The sequence below is a fragment of the Marinifilum caeruleilacunae genome, assembly GCF_013141825.1.
In the GTDB taxonomy this organism is placed as follows: Bacteria; Bacteroidota; Bacteroidia; order Bacteroidales; family Marinifilaceae; genus Marinifilum; species Marinifilum caeruleilacunae.
In genome coordinates this window covers 1-17,561 of record NZ_RZNH01000047.1, presented here as the reverse complement: position 1 = coordinate 17,561, position 17,561 = coordinate 1, and the positions used below count along the sequence as shown (strand labels likewise).

General features: G+C 37.1%; 15 protein-coding genes. 9 read left to right on the top strand and 6 right to left on the bottom strand.

Annotation, left to right across the window (positions count from 1 at the left end):
- Positions 1-23: 23 nt before the first annotated feature.
- From ELS83_RS19475 to ELS83_RS19445, 7 genes are all read left to right on the top strand, one after another.
- Positions 24-971 carry a glycoside hydrolase family 17 protein gene (locus ELS83_RS19475; protein WP_171597221.1) on the top strand — a complete coding sequence of 316 codons (948 nt, stop codon included), beginning with the start codon at positions 24-26 and terminating at the stop codon, positions 969-971.
- A gap of 11 nt (positions 972-982) precedes the next feature.
- On the top strand, positions 983-2,065 hold the full coding sequence (locus ELS83_RS19470) for a glycosyl hydrolase family 17 protein (RefSeq protein ID WP_171597220.1): 1,083 nt from the start codon (positions 983-985) through the stop codon (positions 2,063-2,065).
- A 189-nt stretch (positions 2,066-2,254) separates the two neighbouring features.
- Positions 2,255-3,691 (top strand): MFS transporter, encoded by a 1,437-nt coding sequence (locus ELS83_RS19465; RefSeq protein WP_171597219.1) that lies wholly within the window; start codon positions 2,255-2,257, stop codon positions 3,689-3,691.
- A gap of 21 nt (positions 3,692-3,712) precedes the next feature.
- A complete protein-coding gene (locus ELS83_RS19460; RefSeq protein WP_171597218.1) occupies positions 3,713-5,203 on the top strand; it encodes a glycoside hydrolase family 30 protein in 1,491 nt (496 codons plus the stop codon).
- A 17-nt stretch (positions 5,204-5,220) separates the two neighbouring features.
- The gene (locus ELS83_RS19455; protein ID WP_171597217.1) at positions 5,221-6,210 is read left to right on the top strand and encodes a glycoside hydrolase family 2 TIM barrel-domain containing protein; all 990 of its coding nucleotides are present in this window, start codon (positions 5,221-5,223) and stop codon (positions 6,208-6,210) included.
- A gap of 35 nt (positions 6,211-6,245) precedes the next feature.
- Positions 6,246-7,121, top strand: coding sequence for a hypothetical protein (locus ELS83_RS19450; RefSeq protein ID WP_216616701.1), 876 nt, complete (start codon positions 6,246-6,248; stop codon positions 7,119-7,121).
- Positions 7,122-7,180: 59 nt separating this feature from the next.
- Positions 7,181-8,533, top strand: coding sequence for an MFS transporter (locus ELS83_RS19445; RefSeq protein WP_171597215.1), 1,353 nt, complete (start codon positions 7,181-7,183; stop codon positions 8,531-8,533).
- Between the two features lie 150 nt (positions 8,534-8,683).
- Here the strand turns inward: ELS83_RS19445 and ELS83_RS19440 are convergent, their stop codons facing one another.
- Genes ELS83_RS19440 through ELS83_RS19420 form a run of 5 tightly spaced genes read right to left on the bottom strand, consistent with a single transcriptional unit; the run spans position 8,684 to position 12,941 of the window.
- Entirely contained in the window at positions 8,684-9,175 is a 492-nt protein-coding gene (locus ELS83_RS19440) for a DUF4625 domain-containing protein (RefSeq protein WP_171597214.1), read from the bottom strand.
- A gap of 58 nt (positions 9,176-9,233) precedes the next feature.
- Complete coding sequence (locus ELS83_RS19435) at positions 9,234-9,686, bottom strand: DUF4625 domain-containing protein (protein WP_171597213.1); 453 nt, start codon at positions 9,684-9,686, stop codon at positions 9,234-9,236.
- A 28-nt stretch (positions 9,687-9,714) separates the two neighbouring features.
- On the bottom strand, positions 9,715-12,123 hold the full coding sequence (locus ELS83_RS19430) for a TonB-dependent receptor (protein WP_171597212.1): 2,409 nt from the start codon (positions 12,121-12,123) through the stop codon (positions 9,715-9,717).
- Between the two features lie 35 nt (positions 12,124-12,158).
- A complete protein-coding gene (locus ELS83_RS19425; protein ID WP_171597211.1) occupies positions 12,159-12,530 on the bottom strand; it encodes a hypothetical protein in 372 nt (123 codons plus the stop codon).
- 3 nt (positions 12,531-12,533) lie between these two features.
- Positions 12,534-12,941 (bottom strand): Fur family transcriptional regulator, encoded by a 408-nt coding sequence (locus ELS83_RS19420; RefSeq protein WP_171597210.1) that lies wholly within the window; start codon positions 12,939-12,941, stop codon positions 12,534-12,536.
- Between the two features lie 302 nt (positions 12,942-13,243).
- Here ELS83_RS19420 and ELS83_RS19415 point away from each other — a divergent pair, with 302 nt between their 5' ends.
- Positions 13,244-14,998, top strand: coding sequence for a M14 family metallopeptidase (locus ELS83_RS19415; RefSeq protein ID WP_171597209.1), 1,755 nt, complete (start codon positions 13,244-13,246; stop codon positions 14,996-14,998).
- 335 nt (positions 14,999-15,333) lie between these two features.
- Complete coding sequence (locus tag ELS83_RS19410; protein ID WP_171597208.1) at positions 15,334-16,551, top strand: tyrosine-type recombinase/integrase; 1,218 nt, start codon at positions 15,334-15,336, stop codon at positions 16,549-16,551.
- A gap of 2 nt (positions 16,552-16,553) precedes the next feature.
- Here the strand turns inward: ELS83_RS19410 and ELS83_RS19405 are convergent, their stop codons facing one another.
- Positions 16,554-17,246 carry a S24 family peptidase gene (locus ELS83_RS19405; RefSeq protein WP_171597207.1) on the bottom strand — a complete coding sequence of 231 codons (693 nt, stop codon included), beginning with the start codon at positions 17,244-17,246 and terminating at the stop codon, positions 16,554-16,556.
- Between the last annotated feature and the right edge of the window lie 315 nt (positions 17,247-17,561).

The window sequence follows — 17,561 nt, the reverse complement described above, 5'->3', positions numbered from 1 at the left end:
TACTCACGAAGAAAGCCAATTGAATGAAGAAGATTACTGAAGAACTGAATATAAAATTTGATAAGGCAATCTGTTACTCAGGATTTAGAGAAGGACAGAGTCCGGATGCAGGAATTTTTCCAAGCTACGAACAGATTAAGGAGGACCTTTTAATTCTGCAAGGACACTGGAAATACTTGCGACTTTATGCCTGCGATGAGCAAACTGATACAGTGCTCGAAGTAATTCGCAATGAAAAGCTTGATTTCCAGGTGATGCTGGGCGCATACATTGGTGCCGAAATGAACAATTTTGCCTGTCCCTGGGGTGGCGTTTATTCCGAAGGACAATTGATTGCCAATAAGGAACACAATATCAATCAGATTGAGAAATTGATACAACTTGCAAACCAGTATTCTGATATTGTGTTTGCTCTTTCGGCAGGAAATGAGGCCACAGTTAGCTGGACAGATCATTACGTTCCGGTTGAAAGCGTGATTCGATATGTAAATATCATAAAAAAGGGCGCCAAGCAGCCAGTTACTTTTTGCGAAAACTACGTGCCTTGGCTCGATCATATTAAAGACCTGGTAGAGGCTGTTGATTTTATTTCCATTCATACCTACCCGGTTTGGGAGTACAAGAATATTCATGAGGCCCTGGAATATACAAAACAGAACTATTACAGTATTGCTGAAAAATATCCACACAAACCAGTTGTAATTACCGAGGCAGGATGGGCAACCAATTCTAATGGACGAGGGATCGATCCAGGAAATGTGAGCGAAGATTTTCAATCTGTTTACTACCAGGATTTGATGAAATGGACAGAAGAGGAGGAGATTCTTTGCTTCTACTTCGAAGCTTTTGATGAATCGTGGAAAGGTTCGCCAGAACCAATGGAACCGGAAAAACACTGGGGATTGTTTACGCTCGATAGAAAGCCAAAAAAGGTAATGGAGAATCAGTTTGCCGAACTAATGAAAGCTTAAAAACAAAGCATATGAAAAACTCAACGATTAAAAATATTTCAGTACTGATATGCATTACGATAGGCATGTTCTCTTGTAAGAATGCTGCCAAGAAATCGGATGCAAATATTCAGGAAGAAGCAAAGCAGAATATGGAAATCAAACAAAAGGAAACAGATCTTTTAGGTGGAACATCGTGGGCTGTGGCCTACTCTGGATTTCGCAGCGGACAACATCCCGACAGGGGAAATGGAGCCGTAAACCCTAGTGATTCGGAAGTGCTGGAAGATTTAAAAATCATATCGAAAGATTCATTGTTCAATCTAATCAGACTGTACGACTGTGGCGAAAATTCGCAGGCAGTTCTAAGGATTATTGAAGAAAATCAGCTGAATATTAAAGTGATGTTGGGCGTTTGGTTAAAGGCAGAGTTAAGTGCACATGAAACTTGTTCTTGGTTAACGGAACCTATTCCGCAGGAAACATTGGATAAAAACATGATACTGAACCAGGAAGAAATTCAAAGGGGAATTGCTTTAGCCAAGAAATATCCGGAAACGGTAATTGCTGTAAATGTGGGAAACGAAGCATTGGTTGAATGGAACGACCACAAAGTGGATACCGATTCGATTATTTCTTATGTGAAGAGCGTGCAGAAAGAAATTGAGCAGCCGGTAACTGTTGCCGATAACTACGAATGGTGGATTAAAAGTGGACAAGAACTGGCAAAAACTGTTGATTTTGTTTCGATTCATGTTTACCCGGTGTGGGAAGGAAAAGACATTGACGAAGGAATGTCATATACCATACAAAACGTTCAGGATGTACGAAATGCATTCCCCGATAGCAAACTTGTGATTACAGAAGCTGGATGGGCAAGTATTGCAACTGAATTTGGCGAAAGAGCTAGCGAAGAGAAGCAGGAGCGTTACTACCAGGAGTTGAACAAGTGGTCGAAGGAAATGAACATTACCACCTTCTTTTTCGAAGCTTTCGACGAGGATTGGAAAGGTGAAACAGCAAACCCTTTAGGAGCTGAAAAGCACTGGGGAATATTCACAGTTGACCGCAAACCCAAAAAGGTAATGCAGGCATTATTTCCTGAGCTCAATTAAAAAATAAAGGAACAACCCCTTCGCCTATCGACACTTCCCTTAAAAGGTGAAGATTTAATAAGACCGGTAGTGCAAAAAGTTTGTTTTCTCCCCTGCAAGGGGAGATGTCGATAGACAGAGGGGTGAAGAAGTAATAAGCTTAAAAAGATTAAACCCTATTCTTAATTTTTAATTCATAATTCCAATCATATGGCACCCTATAAAACAGCAGCAGAAGACAAAGTTCCTTTTGGACAAAAAGCAGCTTATGGAGCAGGACAATTAACAATCAACCTTTATCCGGCAGCCCTCGGCGTTTTTATGTTCTATCTGATTTACGGATTTAAAATGGATCCTGCTCTTGCTGGCTTGGTTGCTGCTCTGCCCAAAATTTTTGATGCTTTAATTGATCCAATAATGGGCTTTTTATCTGATAACACCAGATCAAAATGGGGTAGAAGAAAACCTTATATTCTGCTAGGAACAATGTTGTCGGGTATTTCTTTTATGATATTATGGCAATTGTATCCGGAAAACTCACAAGCCTATAATTTTATTTACTTTCTGATTCTGTCAATTGTTTTCTTCATTTCATTTACAATATACTCCACTCCATTTATTGGTCTGGGTTATGAAATGACACCAGATTACAATGAAAGAACCAGGTTAATGGCTGTAGGTCAGGTTTTTGGTCAGTTTGCTTGGATGATTGCTCCGTGGTTCTGGTCATTAATTGGAAATCCTGATTTGTTTTTTAAAGAATCGACCGAAGGAGTAAGGGTACTTTCTTTATGGGTAGGTGGTGTAAGTATTATAATTGGAGCGCTTCCTGCATTGTTTTGTAAAGAATTGGTGCTACCAGAATCGCAAAGCGAGTCGAAACTTTCGATGAAAAACATGACATCTAACTTAAAGGAGTTTTGGCAAGCAATTGTACAAACCTTAACCTGTAAACCATTTGTGAAGCTGTGTGGAGCTACATTTTTAATATTCAATGGCTTTCAGACCATTGCACAGTTCTCGTACTTTATTATTCTATATTACATTTTTAATGGAAGTATGACAGAAGCAGGCTACTGGCCTCCAATGTATAGTACCATTAATGCTGCAGCTACAGCGTTTTTAATTATTCCTATTATTACCAGGATATCAACACGAGTTGGTAAAAAAAATGCCTTCATTATTTCCACATTACTTTCAATTGTAGGATATGTGTTAAAATGGTGGGGATTTAACCCGGCCAACCCATGGTTGATGTTCATTCCATTGCCATTGATTTCTTTTGGTATTGGTGGTTTGTTTACCCTAATGATGTCGATGACCGCCGATGTTTGCGATTTGGATGAGCTGAATAATGGAACGCGCCGCGAGGGAATGTTTGGAGCTGTGTATTGGCTCATGGTAAAAATTGGTAACGGATTAGCTATGCTTGTTAGTGGAATAGTGCTTAAAATGGTTGGATTTAATCAAAATGCGGGGACACAAACAGCTGAGTCGCTGATAAATCTTAGGTTGGCAGATATTATTATCCCAATCATATTTGCATTAATCGCCATTTGGATGATGATGAAATATAGCATTTCGGAAAAGAGAGCTCTCGAAATTAGACAAGCCTTAATTGCTCGAAGAGGAAAAGTAAAACATTAAATAAAACTTTATTGGACAATCATGAAACGAAACAAATTATTGATCATATTGATAAGTATTGGTATGATGGCTTGTAATTCAAAAGACAATAGCCTACTTGTAGATGTTTACGAAACATCGGCAGCAGGAAACAAACTTCAGAAAATTGAAGCATCAGAAAACACGAAGGCAGATGTTGAAATCAGGATTAATCCTGATGAAAAATTTCAGGAAATTATTGGTTTTGGAGGCTCATTTACCGAGTCTACTGCCTATTTGATGAATCAGCTTGGGAAAGAAAACCGAAAACAAATTTTGGATGCCTATTTTGGTGAAAATGGAGCACGATATTCATTGACCAGAACCCATATTAATTCTTGCGATTTCTCGCTAAGCAACTACTCTTACGCTCCGGTTGAAGGAGACAAGGAATTGAAGCATTTTTCTATCGACGAAGATCGTGATGATATCATTCCAATGATAAAAGAGGCAATGGTAGTTTCGAAGGATGGTTTTAAGATTATGTCCTCGCCATGGACAGCTCCTGTTTGGATGAAAGACAATAAGGATTGGAAAGGTGGAAAACTATTGCCTGAATATTACGATACCTGGGCATTGTTCTTCTCGAAGTATATTAACGAGTACAAGAAAGAGGGAATTGATATCTGGGCCTTGACAGTTGAAAATGAACCATTGGGAAATGGTTACAACTGGGAGAGTATGCATTATACACCAGAGGAAATGGTTGATTTTGTAAGTAAACACCTGGGACCAAAACTGAAAGCTGATGGACATGATGTTAAGGTATTTGGTTACGACCAAAATCGCGATGAGCTGAATGAATGGGCCGATATCATGTATAAGGATGAAGAATCATCGAAATATTTCGATGGTATGGCCATTCACTGGTATGCAAGTACATTCGATTATATGCCTGAAGCATTGCAATATACCTATGCGAAAGCTCCAAATAAGATGATGATTCAATCGGAAGCCTGTGTTGATGCTGAAGTTCCTCACTGGAACGATGATGCCTGGTACTGGAAAAAAGAAGCAACCGATTGGGGGTGGGACTGGGCTCCTGAAGAGCAAAAGCACCTGCATCCAAAATATGTTCCGGTATATCGTTATGCACGAGATATTATTGGCTGTTTAAACAATTGGGTTCAAGGATGGATTGACTGGAATATGGTGCTTGACACTCAAGGTGGTCCAAACTGGGCAAATAACTGGTGTTTGGCTCCTGTAATTGTCGACCCTAAGAAAGATGAGGTTTACTATACTCCAATGTACTACACTCTAGCTCATTTTAGCAAGTACATCCGCCCGGGTGCTACAAGAATTGGATTTGAGCTGAACGATGAAGAATTGATGGTAACTGCGGCTCAAAATCCAGATGGTTCAATTGCAGTAGTGGTATTGAATATGAAAGAGGAGGCCAAGGAGATCAAGCTAGCACTGGGTGAACAAGAAAGTTCTTTCAGGATAGATGCACAAGCGGTTCAAACCATTGTGATTCACAAGGAAAAATAAATGAAAATATGCCTACTATGAATAAATGTCTTTGCATCGCCCTTGTGCTGATTTGCTTTGCATGTGGTCAAAGGGATAATATTGTTTCAATATCGGGTAGAACAATTGTGCTTAATGATTCTGCCTTCCTGATTAAGGGAATCTGTTATCATCCTGTTCCCAAAGGCAGCAATGAAAGAAGTTTTGACAGGCTTGAGCAGGATTTGGCCCTGATGAATGAAGCAGGGATCAATACGATCAGGTTTTATTCGCCAGTTGATGATCAGGCTGTTCTGGATCAAATTCATGAAGCTGGAATAAAAATCATAGTAGGCTTTGGCTACAATCAAGCGGGGCATTTCGATATGCTTTCGGGAAGTTTTGCTGATTATATCGAGAAATATAAAACGCATCCGGCTATTTTGTTCTGGGAGTTGGGCAATGAATACAATTACCATCCGGAATGGTTCGATGGCGATTTGAGAAACTGGTACCTTGCCTTAAATAAAGCTGCCTTAAAAGCCAAAGAGATTGATGTAAACCATCCGGTTGCAACGGCTCATGGAGAGCTTCCCGATTCGCTTGCACGCAGCATTTGCACTGATATTGATATCTGGGGAATGAATGTGTACCGATGGGATGATCCTAAAGATATTTTTAGAGAATGGAAGGCTGTTAGTAATCAACCAATGTATTTGTCTGAAGCCGGAGCAGATAGCTTTATGACCATTTCGAAGAATGGCTATGAACAAGGCGAAAATGAGAAAGCCCAGGCCGATGCTACAAGACAGATTTTGAAATCGACGCTGGAGAACCAGGAAGTATGTGCCGGAGTGGCGATATTTGCATTCGTGGATGAATTCTGGAAGGCCGGAAATCCGGATGCACAAGATCCGGGAGGTTGGGCTCCAAACAGCAGTGGAGTTCCTTACGATGGAGCACCCAACGAGGAATACTGGGGAATTGTAGACATCGAACGAAACAAAAAGGAAGCTTATTTTGTGGTGAAAGAACAATTCGTGAAATAAGCAGTTTGTAAAGAAAGATTGAAATGACTTATCTCTTGAAAAATAAGAATCTGGAAATTTGCATAGATCTGCCTATGGAAAATTATCAATTTTCAAGATTTAATTGGACAGGGAAGATTACATCTGTAAAATTTAAAGGCATTCCCATTTCCACCCAGGAAAAGATGAATGGTGATCCTGATAATGTGTTTGGCAAGGGATTTTACAATGAGTTTGGAATAGAATTGCCTGTTGGTTTTGATGAGGTAAAGGAGGGAGACGATTTTATTAAAATTGGAGTTGGAGCATTACAAAAAGAAGGAAAAAAATATGCTTTTAGCCATGCTTACCATATTAAACCTGCCAGTTTTAAGCATTTTAAAGATTTTAACAAGCTCACATTGCACTGTAATTCTGGAAATGTAAATGGCTATTCTTACGAATTGCATAAGGAAATTGAGCTACTGGATAATAGTTTTGTCATTCGATATCGACTTAAAAACACAGGAGAAAAGACAATTTCAACGAACGAATACTGTCATAATTTTTTAGCCATTGATAAAGAATTAATGAGCAGCAATTACATCTTAAAGTTTCCTTTCGATTTAAAACAGGATTTGTTTGATGAGCTTTTGAATCCGGAAAGGAAAGTGATTGTGAACAGAGAGCATATTACTTTCTATGATACCCCGGAAGAGCAGTTCTTTTATGGCAATCTTACAGGAAATAAAACTGTTCCTGCCAGTTGGGAATTGATCAATACCAAAAGCAAGATTGGAATCAGCGAAAGCGGCAATTTTACTACCTCTAAAATTAACTTGTGGGGATGGAAACATGTCATTAGTCCGGAATTGTTTTTTGATATCGATCTAAAAGCAGGACAGGAAACGGAGTGGAGCAGGACATACAAAGTTTTCGAATTGGACGAATGAACCCAATATTGAAGTTCTCATTTCAAATCAGAATTGCATAAACAACAGAAGATAAAACAATGAATAAAGCAGACACAAAACTTTCACTAAAAGAGAAGATTGGTTACAGTCTGGGAGATACAGCCTCACATTTTGTGTGGGATATGGTTGGATTCTGGATCCTGATATTTTACACCGATACTTTTGGAATATCGGCAGCTGCCGCAGGAACCATCATGTTAATTGCCCGCTTGTGGGATATGGTGAGCGATCCTGTAATGGGAATAATTGCGGATAGAACAAATACACGGTGGGGAAAATTCAGACCCTATATCTTATGGATGGCTATCCCTTATAGTGTTTTGGCAGTTCTGACCTTTACAACTCCTAATTTGGGACCAACTGGCAAGGTGATTTATGCCGGAACCACCTATTTTCTTCTGATGACAGTTTTTACGGCCATTAACCTGCCATACTCGTCTTTAGGAGCAGTAATGACCTCGGATTCGTACGAGCGTGCCGGCCTGAATTCCTATCGATTCATTTTTGCTTTTGTAGGGCAGTTTATTGTTTCGGGAACTGCATTATCGCTGGCCTTGTATTTTGGTGGTGGCGATACAGCAAAGGGATATCAATATACTTTAATGCTTTTTGGAGCGATCAGTTTAATTCTGTTTTTCATCACCTTTAAAACCACCAGGGAAAGAGTTCAACCACCCAAGGAACAAAAGGAAAACCTAAAAGAGGACATTCTTAACCTCTTCAAAAACAAACCCTGGGTGATCCTGTTTTTTGTAGGCATCATCTCCTTTGTCATGTTTGCCATGCAAAATTTATCTATCGCATATTATTTCAAGTATTATATTGGTAATGAGGAAAATGTCCAGCTATTCAATGTGATTGGAACGGTGGCACTAATTGTAGCCATTCCGTTTTCGAAACCATTGGCTCAAAAATTTGGTAAGAGAAATGTGTTCTTGGCTAGTTCATTATTGTCTGGATTTTTCTTCATTTGCCTCTATATCCCATCTTCCGATAACCTGTTTCTGATTTATACCTTTAACATTCTGGCCAAAATTGCTTATGCTCCCGCTGTACCATTATTATGGACCATGTTGGCCGATACGGCAGATTATTCGGAGTGGAAATCGGGCCGAAGAGCCACCGGGTTGGTATTTTCTGCTGCTACTTTTGCTCAAAAAGCGGGCTGGGGAGTAGGTGGTGCATTGGCAGGATGGTTGTTGGCAGTTTTCCAGTTTACACCTAATGCTGAACAAACAGAAACAGCAATTACAGGAATTAAATTAATGATATCGGTATTCCCAGGCATTCTTTACATGTCGTGTGCAATATTGTTGTATTACTATACGATCGACCATGAAACTTGCGAACAAATGAAGAAAGATTTGGATGCAAGAAGGGGAAAAGAATAAGTAGTGATTTTAGAACAAGAAAAAAGCTGTCCAAGAAACAAAATGGATGGCTTTTTTGTTTATTAGCCTTAAAATAATATAGCCAGGCCGGATGTTGAAAAGAGACTATAGGTCTCTTCCAACAACAGCATCACGTTCCTTCGAAAATTTCTATCGATGCAACATTTTAATGCTTAAGCCTTTTTGTACCGACCATCCTTCACTATCAGTTAAACTGATATAAAAATGATAATCTCCTTCATCCAGCAAAACTCCTTCATTTGTTGCCGGAACTGAAATTGTAAGGTTGGTTTCATATGCCTTCAAACCTTGTGGGATTGAATAATCATCTATAAGAACATATGGGTTAACAGGTTCTTTTACAGGGCCAAGATCACATTCGCTTACTTCGGTGCTGTGTGAATGATGATCGAAATTATTATGAATGTCGATACTGTATGAACCCAATTCAGCATTGTCTGAAAATCGTAGTTTTAATTGGAAAGACTCCCCAAAATAGATGGTGTCACAATTATTAGGAAATGCATTGGTAAAACCAATGTCAATTGTAGGCTTAATAGAATCCACCTCGCTGTCATCGCTACAGGCACTTGCAAATAGCATGAAAGATGCAAGTAGCACTAGTATATTTTTTCTCTTCATATCAATAAATATAAAAAAAGCCGGCAGGTAAAAGTATCCCTGCCTGGCTTTTAGTTTTTTATTCTTCAATAATTTCAATTTCAGCTTCGGCATCAGTTTGGTTACCTTCCATATCGGTAACTACAAAATCAAAGTGGTAGTCACCAGGTTCTGCATCCAAATCGATTTCAAGATGCTCGTGAAAAGTTGTATTTCGTAAACCTGAAAATTTTGTGTAGGTAGTGTCGATTTCCCATTCTTCGTGTTCACCTTCTTCTCCGCTTTTGTGGTGCTCACCTTCAGGATGCAATCTTACCTGAATTTTATCGATTTTTCCTTCAGCTACAACTTCAATTTCCATATGAAGTTCGCCACCAATTTTTGCGGTGCGCTCGTCGCCATGGCTTTCACCATCACCTAGTTCTAAAATTGTGATTTCTGGTTTTGCATTCGTATCATCATCGCTATCGCATGCAGTAATTAGGCTTGCAAGTCCTAAAATAAACGTAAATAAAATAACTTTTTTGTTCATAATTATTATAGATTAAATTGTTTACTATTTAAAAATAGCCTGAAAAAGGAATGGAAATATTTATAATAAAATTCCTTCCCGGCTCAGGTACGTTAATCAGCCTGTAAAAGCTGGTATGGTTAAAATATTTTGTGTTTAGCAGGTTGTGTACCTGCATTGAAATATTTACTTTTTGTTTCCCCATTTCGATATTACCACCAAGCCCAAGCTTAATCAGTTGGTATCCATCGGTGGTTTTTTCGGGAGGAACAATCTCATTTTGAGAAGCAGTTAATCGGTAATCTACCGAGAAATAAAAGTCTTTGATTAGCCCTAGCTTGCTTTTGTGATATTTGGCACTGAAAATGGCCGAAGCCGGAGGTGAAAAAGGAAGTGTAAAACCTTTCTTTTCGCCCGATAACTGCTCTGAATAAACATATTCCCCCATTAGGCCCAATTGAATGTTTTCCAAAAGGTCATAGTAAGCATGAATTTCCCCGCCATACCGTATTACCTCACTTTCGGTGTAATAGTATACCTGGTTTCCATTTCCATATAGTCTGTCGTGCTCCGATGTTGGATTCAGATAAATGTAATTTGAAAAATAATTTATAAATGGTGAAATACCGACTGTCAATTTTTTGGATTGATATTCTAAACCAGCATCAAACTGATATGATTTTTCTGGTGACAAATCAGCATTACCAACCTCGTAACTAAATCGATGATAATTCACGCCATTTGCGGCAAGTTCTTTGGCTATAGGCATTCTAAAACTCTTCCCAACATTGGCTTTGAAAGACCAATTTTCGGCATTATAGGTATAGCCCAAGGACCAGCTTAGGTTGGAAAAGTTACGGTCGATATTTTCAGCCCTTAAAAGATATTGCAAGTTAGTCGGCTGATTTTCATCTACCGGAGATGGAAACCAATCCTGGTATTCTGTGGTTTCAATCTGACCATAGTCATATCGAATACCAAATTGAATGCTACTCTTCTCTGAAAAATTATTGCGAACCAAAGCAAATCCACCCAAGGTAAACTGTTCATAGGCAGGAATGATAAATCCTCTTCCATCTATTTGATTATCATGAAATTCGCTATTCACACCAAAAAACATTTCAGTTTTTTCATTGAGCTGGTAGGATATTTTGAAATTTCCTGAGTACACAAATTTTTCAAATTCTCTTTCCAAATCAGAATGAAAAGCAAGTGTGTCGGGAAAAACTGCAGGCATATATCCATGACTAACGTATTGACTCCATTCCTGTCGGAAGTTTCGTTGAAAACCCAGGTCAAGATCGAATTTTAGTTTTTTCCATTCATATTGTGTAGTGTTAATCAGTTTAAAATGATTTACTTTTTGATATGGATAATTGATGTCACGATTTGACTTGTCGTGTAAATCAGTATCAACATTACGTGGTTCAAGGCCATGCGCATTGGCAAAAAAGCCACTTTTACTGTTTACCGAACTCACATAAAATTTGCTGATAAAACCATCTTGAGCTATTCCCAAACTTACATGCAGGTTTTTCTCATATCCGGCAGTATTTCGCAAGTGATTTTTGTACAAAGGTGCTCGATACGAATAGATATCAACACTATCCACAGGAACTTTGTAATCTCCATAGTCAATGTAGGTAGCCCTCGCATTGGCAAAGAATTTCCCCTTTCTGCCGTACAATGAAACAGATGTACCAAGCAGCTCATTATTGCTTTTGCCTGTAAGGTCAACTAATCCTCCGAAGGTGTCACTTGCAGGTAATTTGCTGTTTTTCATATTAATAACGCCACCAATAGCATCGGAACCATACATTAACGAAGCTGGACCTTTAATCACCTCTATATTATCAACAGCATATTGATCTATTTCTAATCCATGATCCGATCCCCACTGCTGGGCCTCATGTTTAATATTGTTTTCAACCACCACAACCCGGTTAAAGCCAAGGCCCCGAATTACTGGTTTCGATTGTCCTGAACCAATATTAATTGTGGTAACGCCTGGTAATCTTTCCAAAGAGTTCATCAAACTTCCGCCAAGATTTTTTTTCAGGTCATCATCGCTAACAATCTCGATGCTAAGAGCCTCTTCGCGCTTTCGTTGTTCGGCATAATTATCGGTAATAAGCACTTCGCTTAAACTGAGATTAGAAACCGTAAGTTGGGCATTATAGCTGGTGTTCTTGTTAATAATAAGAGTGTCTACCAAAGTATTGTATCCAATAAACGAAATTTCGATCACATAGGTATCCTTGGGTAAATCAGATATTTCAAATTTACCATTACGATCGCTTACGCCACCCTTTTTGATTGGATATAGCATTAGTGATGCACCAGGTAGAACCTGGTTATTCTGGTCAACGACCATCCCTTCGAGTACACAATTACTTTGTCCGATTGCAGAAAAGGACAAAATATTGATGCACAAAAAGAGTATAATGTATTTGTGCATGTAATATAAATGAGATTAAACCTCCAAAAACGATCTTATGATTTGATTGAGAGGGGTGGTGCTCTCGGGGATTTTCTGGAGTCGATTTGTTGTAATGCTATACTGGTCTCCAATTCAAACAAATTCCTATCCAAATTTGGATTTTTAGGCTTGAATAGATTTAATTCAGGTATAATATTAATCGGGAAATGGTATTCACAAACAGGACATGATTCTTGTTTTTCCACTTTAGAAGCAAGCCAATGTCCAAAATCACATGTCTTTTTTGCTCCTTTTGAATGACAGCAGGCATGATGGCATTGTGAATCTTGTGAATGATGCACAATCACATGCCAAGGCTGATAGGCCAGTGGGAAAAAGAAAATTCCAAATAAAAGAATTGCGATATGTTTTTTTAAACCAAACATTTCCTAGTCTTTGTTTTTACATTTTGGGCAGGTTCCTTTTATTATTACTTCAGTTTCATTATCGGAAAAACCATCGGGTAGTTGATACTTTTGTACCGGTATATCATCCAGGCATTTTACCATATCACAATCGTTGCAATAAAAATGTGCATGATCCTGCTTGTGGGTAATTGAATTGTGCAAGGCATATTTTACCAATTGATTGTCAATTACAATTTTGTGTATGATTTGATGTTCTTCCAAAGTTTTAAACGAACGATAGAAAGTTGTTCGATCATAATTTCCAGGAAGATTTTCCCTGATTTCGTTTTCCGAAAGCGGTTGACCGGCGTTTATTACCACTTCAAGAATGCCTTCACGGCAACTTGTTCTTTTTAGCTTATGAGTATTTAATATTTCAGCAGGCTTCATTTACAACAACATTTCAAATGCATCAATGTTGCAAAGATAGTCTAAATGCAATAATGTTGCAAAAAATAAAGATGCTTTGAAAACATGAACAATTAAGTAAGGTGAAGAGTGGTGGGATTCTTTGTGTAATTTTAAAGCTTTCTCAAGCAGGCAAAGGGTGATGCTCGAATGCCAGGGCCAGTATATAAAATAAGCTTCCTTATTGTCGAATAATAGTTGGCTTGTATCAAATGATATAGCCTTTTTTGTGCATATGAATTAAAAAATATGTTTATTTGATTTTTCTCACGAATTACACTATCATGAATAAGTGGTTTTTACTCGCAGTTTTAAGCATGTGCTTTGGGATTCTGAAAGCCCAACAATCGGAATGGGATACTTATTACGAGCAATCAAATTACCTGGAAACTCCCCGCTATGATAAAACAATAGAGTACTGTAAAAAATTAGCAGATTATTCAGATTGTATCAGATATGAGATCTTTGGACAAAGTACTCAAGGGCGCGATTTACCTGTGTTGATTATTGATAAAAACCAAAACTTTACGCCTGAGAGCATCAGGGAATCGGGCAATGCTATCTTATTGATTGAAGCATGTATTCACCCGGGAGAATCTGAAGGGAAAGATGCTGGCTTGATGCTAATTAGAGACATACTGGTTTTTAACAAGTATGCTGACTTACTCGAAAATACGAGTATACTTTTTATTCCCATTTTCAATGCCGATGGACACGAAAGATTTAGTGCCTTTAGCAGGATCAACCAAAACGGTCCAAAAGAAATGGGCTGGCGTACTACGGCTGAAAACTACAATTTAAACCGTGATTTTACAAAAGCCGATGCGCCTGAAATGCAGGATTGGCATGCTTTATTTAATCGTTGGTTGCCCGATATGTTTGTAGATATCCACACCACCGATGGAGCGGATTATCAATACCAGCTGACCTATGCCATGCATATTATGGGCGATATGAACCAGGAACAAACAGACTGGCAAAATGAATACCTTTTTAGCATCGAAAAGGAACTAAAACAAGATGAGATATTGATGTTTCCCTATGTATCGTATAGAACCTGGCACGATCCGAGAAGTGGATTAATTCGAAAGACTTATTCTCCGCGTTATTCAACAGGTTATCTGGCCATGCAAAACCGTCCGGCTTTACTGGTGGAAACACACATGCTAAAAAATTATAAAACCAGGGTAGATGCGACTTACCATTTATTAAAGCATACAATTAAATATACTGATAAGCACTATCAGACACTTAAGAAAATCAATCAACGGGCTGATGAAGAGGCAGGAAAGTTGGCCGGTAAGGATTTTGTTCTAACATATTATACCTCAAAAAAGGATAGTACAAATGTGCTTTTTAAAGGAGTAGAATATGACATTGTACATAGTGATTTAACCGATGGCATGTGGGTACAATTCAGCGATAAACCTATAGATTACAAGCTGGTTTTATTCGATAAACTGAAGGAAAGCAAAAAAGTAAAACTGCCTGATGCATATATTATTCCTGCTCAATGGTATCATGTTATCAATAAGCTAAAGCTACATGGAATTCAGTATACAACGCTTGAAGAATCGAAAGAGTTTACAATAAGAACTTATAAATTCAGCAATATCACTTTTGCCAATTTTCCTTATGAAGGCCGACAAATGGTAAGAGGATTCGATGTGGAAGAGCTTAGTATAATCCAAAACTATCCGGCGGGTTCTGTTATTGTTCCTGTAAATCAACGTAGCGCGAAAATAATAGCTCATTTATTGGAACCTGAAGGACCAGACTCTTTTTTACGATGGGGATTTTTCAATTCCATTTTCGAGCGGAAAGAGTATGTTGAAACCTATGTAATGGAAAAAATGGCACGCAAAATGATTCAAGAAAATCCGCAATTACTGAAAGATTTTCAGCAAGCTTTAAAAGAGCATCCGGATGTTTACAACAACCAATGGGCAAAAGTGAATTGGTTCCTGGAAAGGTCAGCTTATCGCGATCGCTTAAAAAACTTGTATCCGGTTGGTAAAATTTATAATGCAGAATTCTGAGGGATCCAAAATGATAGAGGTGATTGAGTTTGCAAATGAAATGAAACTGATTCAAGATGTTTTAATCGCCTAAAATCGTACTATTTGAAAGTTTAAACCATATTTAAACCACAATAAACCAATAAGGGTTTCCTAAAATGGAAACCCTTATTTTACTTAGTCGGGGCGAGAAGATTCGAACTTCCGACCCCACGCCCCCCAGACGTGATAACATAGAATATTGGAAGTTTTGGTTTTTAAGTTGTTGTGTGTAGTGCAGTGTTTTACTAGTTTTACATTTTCTACAATGTAGTTGATTGTAAAAATAATTACTCACGATTTACTCACGGTAAAATATGGCTAGTATTAAAGCGGTGCTGAAGGATAAAAGAAAGGATTCTACATATAATCTAAAAATACAAATAATCCATAAAGGGAAAGCTGCATATATTCGAACCGAATATTATCTTTTTAAGAATCAGCTTTCAAAATCTGGTATGGCAAGATCCCACACAAATTCAGGGATCATAAATGCTAAAATACATAGCCAGATTTCGGAGTACGAAGTTAAAATTTTTCAATTAGGACTTAAAATTGAATCCTTGTCTGTGATTCAAATCAAAAAGTACTTGATATCTGAAAGAAGTATTGATATAGGTTTTATTAGATATCTTGATCAAGTACTATCTGATTTACAGGAAAAGTATCATGCCAGTTTAAAAAATCATGGAAAAGCTTCAAAGAGCACTTTCGATAATTATACGGCATTGAAAAGAAAACTTAAACAGTTTGATTCTTCTATAGAAATGAAACGCTTTCAAGACATTGATTCTAAGTATATCAAAAATTTTATATCATATTTACAAAACAGAGGATTGGATAATGGCATTTGGAATATTCTAAAAGATTTTAGGGCAGTTTATAATCGTGCTGTTACTGATAATATTGTTTCTTCGGATTATTATCCATTCAGGAATATTAAGGTAAATTCGTATAGAAAGGAAAAAGAAATTCGAGTTATTAGTGTTCCAGATCTAAGAAGGTTTTTTAAATATAAACCAACTTGCAGTCAAGAAGAAATAGCTCAAGCAGTCTTTCAATTAAATTTTTTATTAATTGGAATTAACCCAGTTGATTTGTATCATCTAAATAATTCAGGAGGAGAAGTTAACGATGGAAGATTTTATTTTGAACGTTCAAAAACTTCAGTAAACCATTCTATCAGAATTGAGCCTGAAGCTGAGATTCTTTTATCAAAACTTAAGGGTGAGTCTAAACTAATTTTTCAAGAATCATTTAAAGATGCAAAAGCATTTCGGGATGCTATAAATGATGGTATAAAATTAATCTGTAAGAAAATAGATATAGGAAGTTTTCATTTATCAATGATTCGACATACATGGGCTACAATAGCCTTTAATGATTTAAATATTTCAGAGTCAATAATTGAATTTTCTTTAGGTCATAAAAGTAAAAAGTCACTGGCCTGGAAATACTATATAAAAAAAGATAGAAGTTTGATGGATCAGGCTAATCGAAAGGTAATTGATTTTTTATTATATCCTGTAGAATAATTTTACTCTATAGGCCGGAAATATGAGTATTTTACCTTAAAGATCCTTTTTATATCTTGATGCCTTACCTCAAAAGTAGTTCCTTTCATACTATCACATGATAATGTAAGAATTCCATTAAGATTCTTTTGAATTCTCTTTATTACAAATTCATTGTTAAAATATAAAACTACTATACCTGTTAGATATTTAATATCCTTTATTGGTAATGCTTCAATGATAATTTTTTCACCATTAAGAAGCGTGGGTTCCATATAGTCATCTTTAACATTAATAGCGAAAGTGTTATCATAGTTTAATTCATCAATTTTTCTCACCTGAATGGTAATTAATTGATCAACTTCTTCTTCAATTAAGAGATTATCAAAGTGCTTTTGACGATCTATTAATTTAATATCAATAAAATCTTTGTTGTTTAATTCTTGATTTCCAGTTAAATGTTGCATCGAGTCTAATAGCATTGCACCATCTCCAGTTAGAAGCCAAATTGGGTTCACATTTGAAAATTGATATAATATTTTTCGTAGGGTTTCAGATTTAATATCTGTATTTTTCCTTATTGCCACTCCTAACATGTTTGGGGAAACTCCAATATGTTTTTCAAATGAATGAATTGTATAATTAAAATGAGTGATAAGCTTTTTCACTCTTTGGGAAACTGATTCATTATGATATGATGAAAAGTTATCATCCATTTTATTATCATATTTATTTCGAGAACAACACCTTCCTCGATAGGTTATTTTTACCAATATTCCTTATTAATATCACAAAGCTATTAAAATTCCCCAGTGTAACATTCACCAATTCTTCTTAATCTAAAAATTTCGCCAGAATTCATCTGTTTGATAAAAATAAATGTACTGTAAGTCTTCAGCCTAATTTGGACAAGTTGGTATAAAATTTAAGAGATAGATTTCTTAACTTTTTGTAACCAATTAATGTCTATAAAATGAGAACAAAGAAACAAAGTACCGAGGCTAAGGTAAAAGAAATTAGACGGCACACTC

What these genes read in the sequence shown, in the direction of transcription:
- ELS83_RS19475 (WP_171597221.1), top strand. Translation starts at nt 24, where the DNA reads ATGAAGAAGATTACTGAAGAACTGAATATAAAATTTGATAAGGCAATC.
- ELS83_RS19470 (WP_171597220.1), top strand. Translation starts at nt 983, where the DNA reads ATGAAAAACTCAACGATTAAAAATATTTCAGTACTGATATGCATTACG.
- ELS83_RS19465 (WP_171597219.1), top strand. Translation starts at nt 2,255, where the DNA reads ATGGCACCCTATAAAACAGCAGCAGAAGACAAAGTTCCTTTTGGACAA.
- ELS83_RS19460 (WP_171597218.1), top strand. Translation starts at nt 3,713, where the DNA reads ATGAAACGAAACAAATTATTGATCATATTGATAAGTATTGGTATGATG.
- ELS83_RS19455 (WP_171597217.1), top strand. Translation starts at nt 5,221, where the DNA reads ATGAATAAATGTCTTTGCATCGCCCTTGTGCTGATTTGCTTTGCATGT.
- ELS83_RS19445 (WP_171597215.1), top strand. Translation starts at nt 7,181, where the DNA reads ATGAATAAAGCAGACACAAAACTTTCACTAAAAGAGAAGATTGGTTAC.
- ELS83_RS19440 (WP_171597214.1), bottom strand. Translation starts at nt 9,175, where the DNA reads ATGAAGAGAAAAAATATACTAGTGCTACTTGCATCTTTCATGCTATTT.
- ELS83_RS19435 (WP_171597213.1), bottom strand. Translation starts at nt 9,686, where the DNA reads ATGAACAAAAAAGTTATTTTATTTACGTTTATTTTAGGACTTGCAAGC.
- ELS83_RS19430 (WP_171597212.1), bottom strand. Translation starts at nt 12,123, where the DNA reads ATGCACAAATACATTATACTCTTTTTGTGCATCAATATTTTGTCCTTT.
- ELS83_RS19425 (WP_171597211.1), bottom strand. Translation starts at nt 12,530, where the DNA reads ATGTTTGGTTTAAAAAAACATATCGCAATTCTTTTATTTGGAATTTTC.
- ELS83_RS19420 (WP_171597210.1), bottom strand. Translation starts at nt 12,941, where the DNA reads ATGAAGCCTGCTGAAATATTAAATACTCATAAGCTAAAAAGAACAAGT.
- ELS83_RS19415 (WP_171597209.1), top strand. Translation starts at nt 13,244, where the DNA reads ATGAATAAGTGGTTTTTACTCGCAGTTTTAAGCATGTGCTTTGGGATT.
- ELS83_RS19410 (WP_171597208.1), top strand. Translation starts at nt 15,334, where the DNA reads ATGGCTAGTATTAAAGCGGTGCTGAAGGATAAAAGAAAGGATTCTACA.
- ELS83_RS19405 (WP_171597207.1), bottom strand. Translation starts at nt 17,246, where the DNA reads ATGGATGATAACTTTTCATCATATCATAATGAATCAGTTTCCCAAAGA.